General features: G+C 67.2%; 11 protein-coding genes. 7 read left to right on the top strand and 4 right to left on the bottom strand.

The genetic code is table 11. From position 1 onward, the window contains the following. Window positions 1–36: 36 nt before the first annotated feature. Entirely contained in the window at window positions 37–1,527 is a 1,491-nt protein-coding gene (locus ACZK13_RS01725; RefSeq protein WP_478482178.1) for a transglutaminase-like domain-containing protein, read from the bottom strand. A 132-nt stretch (window positions 1,528–1,659) separates the two neighbouring features. On the opposite strand from ACZK13_RS01725, the gene ACZK13_RS01720 reads away from it, so the two are divergent. From ACZK13_RS01720 to ACZK13_RS01695, 6 genes are all read left to right on the top strand, one after another. Then, window positions 1,660–3,096, top strand: a complete 1,437-nt coding sequence (locus ACZK13_RS01720) for a C40 family peptidase (RefSeq protein WP_180838751.1) — start codon at window positions 1,660–1,662, stop codon at window positions 3,094–3,096. Next, the gene (locus tag ACZK13_RS01715; RefSeq protein ID WP_253144942.1) at window positions 3,097–4,191 is read left to right on the top strand and encodes a dipeptide epimerase; all 1,095 of its coding nucleotides are present in this window, start codon (window positions 3,097–3,099) and stop codon (window positions 4,189–4,191) included. A gap of 184 nt (window positions 4,192–4,375) precedes the next feature. Beyond that, the gene (locus tag ACZK13_RS01710; RefSeq protein ID WP_180838749.1) at window positions 4,376–5,224 is read left to right on the top strand and encodes a MurR/RpiR family transcriptional regulator; all 849 of its coding nucleotides are present in this window, start codon (window positions 4,376–4,378) and stop codon (window positions 5,222–5,224) included. A gap of 15 nt (window positions 5,225–5,239) precedes the next feature. Further along, a complete protein-coding gene (locus ACZK13_RS01705; RefSeq protein ID WP_293796620.1) occupies window positions 5,240–6,001 on the top strand; it encodes a L,D-transpeptidase family protein in 762 nt (253 codons plus the stop codon). Next, window positions 5,998–7,299, top strand: a complete 1,302-nt coding sequence (locus ACZK13_RS01700) for an APC family permease (protein WP_478482177.1) — start codon at window positions 5,998–6,000, stop codon at window positions 7,297–7,299. The genes ACZK13_RS01705 and ACZK13_RS01700 overlap by 4 nt, the downstream gene beginning before the upstream one ends. Before the next feature lie 110 nt (window positions 7,300–7,409). Beyond that, a complete protein-coding gene (locus tag ACZK13_RS01695; protein WP_032130379.1) occupies window positions 7,410–7,739 on the top strand; it encodes a hypothetical protein in 330 nt (109 codons plus the stop codon). A 52-nt stretch (window positions 7,740–7,791) separates the two neighbouring features. Here ACZK13_RS01695 and yiaA read toward each other — a convergent pair whose 3' ends face one another. Beyond that, window positions 7,792–8,244, bottom strand: coding sequence for an inner membrane protein YiaA (gene yiaA, locus ACZK13_RS01690; protein ID WP_180838570.1), 453 nt, complete (start codon window positions 8,242–8,244; stop codon window positions 7,792–7,794). A gap of 170 nt (window positions 8,245–8,414) precedes the next feature. On the opposite strand from yiaA, the gene ACZK13_RS01685 reads away from it, so the two are divergent. Beyond that, entirely contained in the window at window positions 8,415–9,581 is a 1,167-nt protein-coding gene (locus ACZK13_RS01685; RefSeq protein ID WP_253144962.1) for a PQQ-dependent sugar dehydrogenase, read from the top strand. Window positions 9,582–9,651: 70 nt separating this feature from the next. On the opposite strand, the gene ACZK13_RS01680 is transcribed toward ACZK13_RS01685, so the two are convergent. Both ACZK13_RS01680 and ACZK13_RS01675 read right to left on the bottom strand, forming a co-directional pair. Next, window positions 9,652–10,188 (bottom strand): hypothetical protein, encoded by a 537-nt coding sequence (locus ACZK13_RS01680; RefSeq protein ID WP_253144963.1) that lies wholly within the window; start codon window positions 10,186–10,188, stop codon window positions 9,652–9,654. A gap of 131 nt (window positions 10,189–10,319) precedes the next feature. Then, the gene (locus ACZK13_RS01675) at window positions 10,320–12,494 is read right to left on the bottom strand and encodes a glycoside hydrolase family 3 N-terminal domain-containing protein (protein ID WP_253144966.1); all 2,175 of its coding nucleotides are present in this window, start codon (window positions 12,492–12,494) and stop codon (window positions 10,320–10,322) included. Window positions 12,495–12,504 lie beyond the last annotated feature (10 nt).

Below are 12,504 nucleotides of genomic sequence, written 5' to 3'. Positions count from 1 at the left end.
GCAAGAATTGAATGGTGTGGAGTGCGATGTGTCGCGCTAGCGTTGCCCGGCTGGCAGTACCCGCCACTGGAAGTCGTAGTTCCATTGGTCGAAGTACAGGTTGCCGCCAGCCCACTCGGCCTCGCCGCGCTGCGAGTCGACCGTTTCCGAGCGGAAGTGCTGCTTGGCCGGCACCAGGGCCTGGCCGAAATCGTCGTTGAAGGCGATGCGGTAGCCGTCGAGGCCACCCAGGTAGAAATCGCGCAGGGCCGGCACGTCGCTGGCCAGTGCGCCGGTGGTCACGTCCATCGGCAGCCATCCATACGGCGCCAGGTAGACCTGCCCCCAGTCATGCAGGTTGTTGTAACCACTGCCATCGCCGGAGAACACCATGCCCGACTGCCAGCGTGCGGGAATGCCGTTCATACGCAGCAGCGCGATCAGCAGCAGGGTCTGCTGCCCACAGTCGGCATGTCCGGCACGCAGGGCATGATCGCTGAGGTTGCTGAGAGTGGAGTATTCGCGGGCGCCCGCCCACGGGATGCGGTCGACCGCGGCGTACAGCCTGCGCACTACTTCATACGGGCGGGTTTCCCCCTGCAGCACCTGGTCGGAAAACAGCTTCAGCGCCGGCGTGAAGCGCACATGCGGCAGCTGCTCGGCCAGGTAGGGTTTCAGCGCCGGATCGGCCGGTGTCGGCTGCACCTTGGCCGGATCGATCGCGGTATGCCGGGCCAGGATCGTGACCGCATAGCGGACCTCGAAGCGGGTCGCCTGCCCAGCCACCGCTTTGGCTTCCAGATAGGCCGTGCGCTGCAGGGTGCTGGCTGGCGCCACGCGCGCCCTGCCGGGGGTGCTGCCCATCCACTGCACGCGCTCCTGTTGGCCAGGAATTTCGCGCGGGTAGGGAATCCAGGCGCGCACGGTTTCGCCGGCCGGGACGGCATCGGCTTTCACTGTGAGCGACTGGGTGAATTCAATGCGCTGCGGCAGTACCGACGCCTGGCCACTCTGTTCGGCTGCGGCAAGCACGCGTGCGTGGTGCGCGTTGAGCACTTCGTTCGGGCCCGGAGGCGACATCGGTGCATCCGCGCGGCGGCGTGCGCGTGCCTCATCGCTGAGCAGGAACAGGTTCGACGGTGCGCGCTTGAAATACCAACGCGTGCCATCGATGTCGAGATGCTCAATCAGGCCGAGCTGATCCCACCGCGCGAATTCCTCGTCGGTCAGGTCGGGAATCCAGCGGCGCACGGCAGACTTGGTGGCGGCTTCGTCGAGGGAAAAATCCAGGCGGATGCGGCGCATGCGCTCTTCCTGGAACGCGATGTCGTCGAAACTGACGCCAGGCTCCGCCGCGTCCGAAGCCGACCAGGTGTTCAGTTCGCTGCCGGCTTCGGAGAACCGTCCCGCGTCGATCATCTGCACGACCCGCGCAAACTGGATGGCCGAGGGTGGCGGCTCCGCTCCCGCCGACCACGCGCACAGCAGCAGCGCGGCACACAGGCCGGCAGTGGCAGGCAGACGTGGTTTGCGAACGGCAGGATCCACAGCGACACTTCCCCAGCGCGGGTGGTAACGGCTGTGTAACACGGGCCGGGAGACCGGTCAATAATTTATTCTTGCTTTCGACGCCGAAAGGAATAAATATTCCAACAGGCATTCGAGGAGGGTGTGCAGCGCATGATCCTGGCTTCCCGCGAACGGCATCGGCATTGGCCGCGCCGGTTGACCCTGGCCCTGTGCCTGCTGGCCGCACCGGCCTTCGCACTCGCTTCCCCGAGGCCTGATCCCGGCGCGCCGCTGCCCTATGTGATCGGCCTGCACGAGGCCTACCTCACCCCCCAGTACTGGGCCGCGCGCCTGGACAACGCCGATGTGCCGATCCTGGACCGCAGCCAGATCGAGGCACAGAACGCACGGATGCGGTCACAGGACAGCCACATCCAGGACATCGCCGCACTACCCGCGCAGCTTGATGCGGCGGCGGTGCGCGCCAGCATCACCTCGCTGTCGAGCTGGCCCACCCGCACTCTGTACAACGACAAGGGCCAGGCCGTTGCGCCGGCACTGCGCAGCGCGACCGAAGCCAATCTGGGCCTGCAGTCCATTCCCGCGCAGACGACACCGCAATACGGGCTGGTGGTGAAGCGCGCTGCACTGCGTACTTTCCCCACCCGCGAGCGCGTCTTCAGCAGCGTCGGTGACACCGACATCGATCGCTTCCAGGAATCGGCGCTGTTCCCCGGCGACAAGGTCGCGGTGGTCCATCGCAGTGCCGACGGCCGCTGGTTGTTCGTGCACAGCGAGCGCTACAGCGCGTGGATCGAGGCCGATGCCATCGCCAGCGGCGACAAGGCCACGGTGCTCGGCTACGGCGCGAAGGGACCGTACCGGATCATCACCGGCGCCACCGCGCAGACTGCCTACACCCCGGAAGAACCGCGCGTCTCGCGCCTGCAGCTGGACATGGGCGTGCGCCTGCCGGTGCTGGCCGACTGGCCGGCGTCAGAGCCGGTGAACGGCCAGCAGGCGCACGCCGCGTGGGTGGTTCAGCTGCCAGTACGCGAGGCCGATGGCCGGTTGAAACTGGTACCGGCGCTGCTGCCGCGCTCGCAGGACACCGCCGCCGACTACCTGCCGCTGACCCCACGCCTGCTGCTGCAGCAGGCGTTCAAGTTCCTCGGCGAGCGCTACGGTTGGGGCCACGACTACGACACCCGCGACTGCAGCGGTTTCGTTTCCGAGATCTACCGCAGCTTCGGCGTGCTTCTACCGCGCAATACCAGCGCGCAGGCGGTCAGCCCGGCGCTGGACCGCGTACCGTTCACCGGCAAGGACGGCAAGGACGTGCGCGACCGCGCCGTCACCGATCTGCAGGTGGGCGATCTGGTCTACATCCCCGGCCACGTGATGATGGCCATCGGCCACGTCGACGGCCGCACCTGGGTGATCCACGATACGGCGGGCGGCAGCTGGTTCGGTGCCGACGGCAAGCGCGTGCAGGCCCATCTCAATGGTGTTTCGGTCACCCCGCTGGAGCCGATGATGGCCAGCGACAGCGTCCGCTACATCGACCGCATCACCAACATCCAACGCCTGCGTGCCAAGACCCCCTGAATGAAGATCACTGCCATCGAACTGGGCATGCTGCGCGTGCCGCTGAAAACACCGTTCAAGACCGCCCTGCGCACGGTGGAAACCGTGGAAGATGTGGTGGTGCTGGTCCGCACCGACACCGGCCACACCGGCTACGGCGAAGCGCCGGCCACCGCGGTGATCACCGGTGATACCCACGGCTCGATCATCGAAGCGATCCGTCACTTCATCGCGCCGCGCCTGATCGGCCAGGACGTGGCCAACCTCAATCGCCTGTGCGGTCTGGTGCAGACCGCGATGGAGCGCAACACCAGCGCAAAGGCGGCGGTGGAGATCGCGCTGTACGACCTGTGGGCACAGCTGCATGGCGCGCCGCTGTACCAGATGCTGGGCGGCGGCGACCCGGTGATCACCACCGACATCACCATCAGCGTGGACTACATCGACAAGATGGTGGCCGATTCGCTGTCGGCGATCGAACGCGGCTTCGAGTCGCTGAAGATCAAGGTCGGCAAGGACATCGGTCTGGACATCGAACGGGTCAAGGCGATCCACGCCGCCGTGGAAGGCCGCGCCCTTCTTCGGCTGGACGCCAACCAGGGCTGGACCGCCAAGCAGGCCGTGCACGCAATGCGCACGCTGGAAGAAGCCGGCGTGGTGCTGGAACTGCTGGAGCAGCCGGTAAAGGCCGCCGACATCAGTGGCCTGAAGTACGTGACCGACCGCGTCAACACGCCGGTGATGGCCGACGAAAGCGTGTTCAGCCCGAGCCAGGTGATGGACCTGATCCAGCAGCGCGCGGCCGACATCATCAACATCAAGCTGATGAAGACCGGCGGCCTGTCCAACGCGATCCGCATCGCCGACATCGCCGGTATCTACGGCGTGCCCTGCATGATCGGCTGCATGATCGAATCCAGCATCAGCGTGGCCGCGGCCGTGCACCTGGCGGTGGCCAAGAGCGATGTGATCACCAAGGTCGATCTGGACGGCCCGTCGCTGGGCCAGTTCGACCCGGTCAGCGGGGGCGTGCATTTCAATGAATCGGAGATCAGCATCAGCGACGTGCCGGGGCTGGGCATCACCGAAGTGCGCGGGCTGGAGATGCTGGGTTGAACCGCGCAGTCGAGCATGGCTCGACTCTACAAGGGCCGCGCCCCGGTAGATCCACGCCATGCGTGGATGCTCCTGCTTCTGCTCTACCCCGTACCCCCCTCGCGTCTGGCACCCGCCCGGCCCACTCCATGACACGCTCTACGCGACCAACCGCAATGCGCCTACACATGCCCGGACTCCCCGCATGCCGCCCCTGCTGAAGATCCGCTCCGAGCGCGGGCAGATGTCGGCCATCGAGCGTCGCATCGCCGACTTCATTCTCGACAACGCCCACCTGCTGCGCGACTACTCGTCCCAGCAGCTGGCCAGCGCTCTGGGCATCAGCCAGTCCAGCGTGGTGAAGTTCAGCCAGAAGCTCGGCTTCAAGGGCTACCCGGACCTGAAGTACTCGATCGGCCAGGATGTGGCTCGCGCCGGTGCCGACCCGCAGCAGGCGCCCAGCGAACCCGACAGCGGCGATGACTACCTGCGCCTGGGCGAGGCCCTGCGCCGCAGCAAGGCACAAGCCGAAGAGGAAACCCGCCAGGCCAACCCGCGCGGGGAAATCGAGCGCATCGTGCAGCTGCTCGACGGCGCGCCGAAGCTGTTCGTGTACGGCCTGGGTGACGACGGCCTGTACGCGCGTGAGTTCGCCATGCGATTGTCGCTGCTCGGCCTGCTGGTGGTGCCGCATACCGACCCGATCCTGATGCTGGCCAACCTGTCGGCCGCGCGCCCCGGTGACGCGCTGTTGATGTTCTCCGAGTTCGGCAACCTGCCCCAGCTCTCGCAGCTGTCGCGGCAGTTCCAGGACATGGGTGGCAAGGTGATTTCCATCACCCGCCACACCGCCAACCCGCTGCGCGCGCATGCCGATGCAACGCTGGTGGTGTGTGCGCACGACCGCACGCCGCAGGTCGCGCAGCTGCTGTACCGTAGCGCCATGCACGCGCTGCTCGATTTCCTGTTCGTGCTGCTCTGCCACGCCAATCCGGACCGCAAGCAGCAACTGGCGGTGAACCTGGAGCGGATCGACCACCTGCTGGATTCCTGACCGGAGCGCACGTTGATGAAATCGCTGGTCCGCCTTGCCACCACTGCCGTGCTGCTTGCTGCAGCGATGTCCACCCACGCCGCGCCGCTGGATGGCGCGCGCCAGCTGATCGTGGTCACCAGCGAAAGCTGGGACAGCACCGAGGGGCAACTGCAGGCCTATGTGCGCGATGGCAACGGCTGGCATGCGCATGGGCAGGCGTTCCCGGTGGCGCTCGGCCGTACCGGCAGCGCCTGGGGGCTGGGCCTGCATCCGGCGCAGGCCGACGGCCCGCAGAAACAGGAAGGCGATGGCCGCAGCCCGGCCGGCGTGTTCGCGCTGGGCAGCGCGTTCGGCTATGCCGTTACACGCCCCGGCACCGCCATGCCCTACCAGCCGATGCTGGACAGCAGCTACTGCATGGATGTGCCCGGCTCTCCGTTCTACAACCGCATCGTGGATGAAAAGAAGGTCGGCAGTGCAGCGGTCAAGGGCTCCACCGAGCCGATGCGGCTGGACCTGCACAACAAGGGCGACGTGCGCTACCGGGAAGGCTTCGTCATCGCCCACAACCCGGACAACCAGCCCGGCAAGGGCAGCTGCATCTTCGCCCACCTGTGGCGCCAGCCCGGCGAGGCCACGGCCGGCTGCACCGCCATGCCGCAGGCGCGCATGCAGGCCCTGCTGGACTGGTTGCGCCCGCAGGATACGCCGCGCTTCGTGCTGCTGCCGCGCGCCGAGTACAAGCGCCTGCAGGCCCAGTGGCAGCTGCCCGCACTGAGCGGAGACGCCCGTTGAGCGCGCAGGACGAACCGCAGCTGCAGCGCGCGGTCAGCCGCTGGCAGATCGTCGGCCTGTCGATCAACGATGTGATCGGCAGCGGCATCTACCTGCTGCCGGCCGCCACCGTCGCCCTGCTCGGCCCCTTCAGCCTGTGGGGCGTGGTCGCCGCCGGCATCGTCGTTGCCCTGCTGGTGCTGTGCTACGCGCAGGCCGCCAGCTACTTCGATGAACCCGGTGGCAGCTACCTGTATGCCCGTGAGGCGTTCGGGCGATTTGCCGGGTTCGAGATCGGCTGGATGATCTGGTTGACCCGCATCAGCTCGGCGGCCGCATTGAGCAATGCACTGGCCGATGCGGTCGCGCGCTTCTGGCCGTGGGCCGGCGCCGGCATGGGCCGCATCGCAGTGATCGTGGTGTCGCTGGGCTTCCTCACCGGCGTCAACATCATCGGCGTGCGCTCGGCTGCGCGTACCGGCGTGGTGCTGGTGATCGGCAAGATGCTGCCGCTGCTGCTGTTCGTGGCCATCGGCGCGTTCTACATCGATCCGCAGCTGGTGTTCTCCGGCCAGCGCCCGGACCCGCACGACCTGCAGCGCATGGGTGAAGCCGCCTTGCTGCTGCTGTACGCCTACGCGGGCTTCGAGAACATCCCGGCTGCGGCCGGCGAGTACCGCAACCCACGCCGCGATATTCCGTTCGCACTGATCACCATGATCATCACCGTCACCGTCATCTATGGAGCGGTGCAGGTGGTGGCGCAGGGCACGCTGGCCGGGCTGTCCAACTCGGCCACGCCGCTGGCCGACGCCGCTGCAGGCTTCGGTGGTGAGGCACTGGCGCTGATCCTGACCGTGGGCGCGACCATTTCCATCCTCGGCACCAACAGCAACACGATGATGATGGGCCCGCGCTTCCTGTTCGCGCTGGCGCGCGATGGCTACGGGCCGAAGATCCTGGCGCAGGTGCATCCGCGCTTCCATACGCCGGCCGCATCGATTCTGTGCCAGGGCCTGATCGCACTCGGCCTGGCGCTGTCGGGTTCGTTCGTGCAGCTGGCGCTGCTGTCGATGACCACGCGCCTGTTCGCCTACATCGGTACCGCCGCGGCAGTGCTGGTACTGGCCAAGCGCTACGCCGACCGCCCCGGTGCATTGAAGCTGCCCGGTGGCCCGCTTATTCCAGTGCTGGCGCTGCTGCTGTGCGTTGCGCTGTTCGCCAGTGCGAGCTGGCAGAACATTGCCGCTGCACTGGTCGCGTTTGCCATCGGCGCGGTGATCTACAAGCTGCCGCGCAAGGATGCCGACGCCGGGTGAGCGGAGCGCCGGGCCATGCCCGGCGGATTGATCTGGCGATCACGCTGCCGGACCGGGCCGTTAACCGCCTCGCAGGCACGATCAGGTTTCGTCCACAACGGAGCCCTTCCATGACCGAGTACCAGATTCCCGGCCGCGTACCGGACGACAGCACACCGCGCGATGCGGTCAGTAACTACTGGCGCGAACGCTACACGGCCGAGCCGTACTACGACGACCAGCTGTTCTTCGAGGACTATGAGCCGGCCTACCGCATCGGCCACGCCGCACGTGCGCAGGACATGATCCGCGCCTACGAGGAAGTGGAACGCGAGCTGGAATCACGCTGGGCCAGCGAACGCGGCCGCAGCCGCCTGGACTGGGCGCAGGCACGCAGTGCCGTGCGCCGTGGCTGGGAGGAAGCGCAGCAGGTGGAACCGCGCCTGGCACGCGGCCCCTGACGGACCCGATATGCGGCAACGCCGGGCATGGCCCGGCGCTACCGTTGCTGCATCACTCCTGTTCCGGCAGCGGCGGCACGGCCGTGCTGCGCTTGCTTTCACCGCCACCGGCGGCGATCAGGTCGCGGGTGTTCTTCTGCACCGCCACCGCACCGAACAGCGACAGCGCGAAGGCCATGCCGTAGAAGCCCTTCTCGCTCGGCGCCAGGGTGGCATTCCATAGGCCGACCAGCAGCAGCATCAGCGCCGACAGCAGCGCGAACCAGCACAGCGCGTAGTACAGGCCACTGACCGGAATGCCCTCGACGCGGTCACGCACGCTCTTCTGCAGCGACACCGCCGCGAACAGGCCGAACAGCAGCAGGGTCAGGTAGTAGCCCTTCTCGTTGAGCGCCATCGTGGCGTTGAACAGGCCGATCAGGTAGGCCGCCGCACCCAGCAGCAGGGCCACCCAGGAGGCGGCGATGAAGGCAGTGGACGGCTTGTGGGGCATGGCTGTGCTCATTGCAGATCCTTGGCAGGCAGAGGCGGGCACGCTTTGCCCGGGCGTGCCCACCCTAGACGATCCCGCTGCCGCCGCACAGGGGGCGCGGGACCTTCGGGCCACGACGATGACCGTGCAAGTGGTATACAAGGGAGGGCCTGGCCATCCGCATCCCCGCCCTGGAGATACCCATGACCCGCATACCCCTGCTGCTCGCCCTCGGCCTGGTGCCGATCCTCGCCACCTCCGCCTGCAACGCCGCCGACCCGGCCGCCAGCGGCACCCAAGCCACGGCCACGGCATCCACCGCCGCCGATCAACGCCCGTTCACCGCCACCGAAGTCAGCCGCTTCGATCAGCCCTGGGCGATGACCTTCCTGCCCGATGGCAGCCTGCTGGTCACCGAAAAGCGCGGCAAGCTGCAGCATCTGGACCTGGCCAGCGGCCAAAAACACGAGATCACCGGCGTTCCGAAGGTCGCCTACGGTGGCCAGGGTGGTTTCGGCGATGTGATCCTGCACCCGCAGTTCGCAAGCAACCACGTGATCTATCTCAGCTATGCCGAGGAAGGCACGCTGGACACCCGTGGCGCTGCCGTCGCACGCGCCACGCTGGCGCTGGATGCCAAGGGTGGCGGTGAGCTGAAGGACCTGAAGGTGATCTGGCGACAGACGCCCAAGGTCAGTGGCGAGGGCCACTACGGCCACCGCCTCGTCTTCGGCCCGGACGGCAAGCTGTGGATCAGTTCCAGCGAGCGCCAGAAGTTCGATCCGGCGCAGGACATGGGCAGCAACCTCGGCAAGATCATCCGCCTCAACGACGATGGCAGTCTACCGGCCGACAACCCGTTCGCCTCGCAGGGCGGCGTGGCCGCGCAGGTGTGGTCGCTGGGCCACCGCAACATCCTCGGCATGGCCTTCGATGCCAACGGCAAGCTGTGGGCGCACGAGATGGGCCCGGCCGGCGGCGACGAGCTGAACCTGATCGTGCGCGGCGCCAACTACGGCTACCCGATCGTCTCCAACGGCAACCACTACGACGGCCGCCCGATTCCCGACCACGATACCCGCCCGGAGTTCGCCGCCCCGAAGGTGACCTGGACGCCAGTCATCTCGCCGGCCGGCTTCGTGATCTACAGCGGGAACCTGTTCCCGCAGTGGAAGGGCAGCGGCTTCATCGGTGGCCTGTCCTCCACCTCGCTGGTGCGCGTGGCATTCGATGGTGACAGCGCGCGCGAAGCCGAACGCTTCAACATGGGCGAGCGCATCCGCGAAGTGGAACAGGGCCCGGATGGCGCACTGTGGCTGCTGGAAGACGGCAACAAGGCGCGCCTGCTGAAGCTCACCCCGAAAACCTGACAGGATGGTAGTGCCGGCCGCTGGCCGGCACGTTTTCCCGCAACGGCCCCGCACGCGGGGCCGTCTGCGTTCATTGAATGGTGATGACCTTCACCTCGGTCTTCGTGCAAGCCTGGTCCAGGCACTGCCCGTTCAACCACACCTGGCCATCACCGATCATCACGCCCTGGTGGTTGACGAAGACCTTGCCGAAGTCCTGTTCGGACACCGCCTTGACCACCGCCGGGGTGATGATCTTCTCGTAGTTGCGCTGGAACTCACCGGGGCCGGTGATCTTCCTTCCGTTAGCGATATTCAGCGGGAAGCGCACTTCCTCCACCACCGCAGCGCGATCACCGCCGACCACCGCGGTCTTGAACGCATTGAACACCTTCTCGTACTGCGCGGCGTCGCCGAGCAGCGTCTCAATGCGTGCACGCGCGTCTTCCGCGGGCGCATCCGTCGGTGCGGCGCCGGCCGGCTCGGCAGCAGCCTTCGCCGGTTCAGCCGCAGGCGTCGCCGCAACACTGGCCTCCATCGGCGGCGGTGCATCCGCCGCAGGCTCGGCCGGCGGCTGCGAACAGGCCGCCAGAAACAGGGCGGGAATCAACACAGCGATCATGCGCATGCGCAGGCATCCATCGATTCAAGAACACCGATGGTAGCGCCGCCGCAGTGAGGACAACAAAAAAGGGGACGGAGGGGATTAAGTCGTTTATGGCACAAACGACTTAATCCCCTCCGTCCCCTTTTTCTCGATCAGGCCTTCAGCAGCTCGAACTGCACCGCCTCACCGGCGGCCGAAGACGCGCACACCCACACATCGAACTGGCCCGGCTCAGCACGCAGCACGCCGTCGCGGCCGGTGAACGCCAACTGCTCGCGGGTCAGGGTGAACACCACTTCGGTCGACTCGCCCGGCTGCAGCGCCACCTTGCGGAAGTCCTTCAGTTCGCGCACCGGACGCACGCGGCTGGCCACGCGGTCGTGGATGTACAGCTGCACCACTTCCTCGCCGGCCACGTCGCCGCTGTTGGTCAGCGTGGTGGTGATGGTCAGGCTGTCGTCCCAGCCAAGCTGCGCCGCACTCAGCTGCGGCGCACCGTAGGCGAAGGTGGTGTAGCCGATGCCATGCCCGAACGGGTACAGCGGCTCGTTCGGAATCTCGCGCCAGCGGGCCTTGAACTCCGACATCGTCGGCAGTTCCGGGCGGCCGGTGCGCGGGTGATTGTAGAAGTACGGCTGCTGGCCGGACACCTGCGGGAAGCTGACCGGCAGTCGGCCGGACGGGCTGTAGTCGCCGAACAGCACATCGGCCACGGCATGGCCGGTCTGGGTGCCCAGGTACCAGGTCACCGCCACGGCCTGTGCATTGCGCACCGCGCCCTGCAGCGCCAGCGCGCGGCCATTGCGCAGCAGCACCACCAGCGGCTTGCCGGTCATCGCCACTGCCTCGGCCAGCGCCTGCTGTGCCGGCGGCAGGGTGATCTCCACGCGCGACTGCGCTTCACCGCTGTAACGCTGCGGTTCGCCCAGCGCCAGCACCACCACATCGGCGCGCAGCGCGGCGGCCACGGCCGCTTCGGTACCGCCCGGAATCGCGGCTTCCAGATCGCAACCCGGCACGATTTCCAGCAGCGCTTCATCGCCGATGGCGGCGCGCACGCCGGTTTCCAGATCCACGTAGCGCTGCTTGTCGCCGAACAGCGTCCAGCAGCCTTCAATGTTCTCGCGGTCCTGCACGAACGGACCGATCAGCGCGATCTTCTGCCCGGTCTTCTGCAGCGGCAGCACGCTGTCACGGTTGTTCAGCAGCACGATCGAACGACGCGCCGCATCGCGCGACAGCGCGTCATGTGCGGCAATGTGCGAGGTATCGGCTTCGCGCGCCGGGTCCAGCGAACGGTACGGGTCGTCGAACAGGCCGATGGTTTCCTTCAGCCACAGGATGCGGCGCACGCCTTCATCCAGCACCGCCATCGGCACCTCGCCGCTCTCGACCAGGCCCGGCAGGTGCTCGGCGTAGAAGCCGCTCTGCATGCTCAGGTCGAGGCCGGCGGTGAACGCCTTGGCGGTGGCATCGCGGTCGTCGGCGGCATAACCGTGCGCGACCAGTTCCATGTCGGCGGTGTAATCGGAGATCACCACGCCCGGGAACTTCCACTCACCGCGCAGGATGTCGGTCAGCAGTTCGGCGTTGGCGCTGGCCGGCACGCCGTTGATGTCGTTGAACGAGGACATCACGGTGATCGCGCCGGCGTCGAACGCAGCCTTGAACGGCGGCAGGTGCACGTCGCGCAGGGTCTGCGGCGAGATGTCCACCATGTTGTATTCCATGCCCGCCATCACCGCGCCATAGGCGGCGAAGTGCTTCGGCGTGGCCAGCAGCGAATCGGCAGCGCGCAGGTCGCTGCCCTGGAAGCCGCGCACGCGGGCGGCGGCGAACGCACACCCCAGCACCACGTCCTCACCGGCACCTTCGGCGCCACGGCCCCAGCGCTGGTCGCGGGCGATGTCCACGGCCGGCGCATAGGTCCAGTGCAGGCCAGCAGCGGTGGCTTCGATGGCGGTGGCGCGTGCGGTGCGCTCGGCCAGCTCCGGCTCGAAACTGGCGGCCTCGCCCAGCGGGATCGGGAACACGGTACGCATGCCGTGGATGACGTCGGCGGCCAGGATCACCGGAATGCCCAGGCGGCTCTCTTCGGTGGCGACCTGCTGGATGCGGCGGCCCAGCTCGGCGCCCACGCCGTTGAACAGGGAACCGACCTTGCCCTCGCGCACCTGCTGCAGCACCTGGTCGGCATTGCGCACGTTGGCTTCCGGGTTCACGTCCGGGGCGAACGGGCGGACCATGTCCGCGAAGACACCCAGCTGGCCGACCTTTTCCTCGACGGTCATCTGGGCAATGAGGGATTCGATGCGATCGGAGGCCACCGGCAGTCCT

The organism is Stenotrophomonas sp. 99219_Sma, from assembly GCF_056480785.1.
This window is presented reverse-complemented; position numbering and strand designations above follow the sequence as displayed.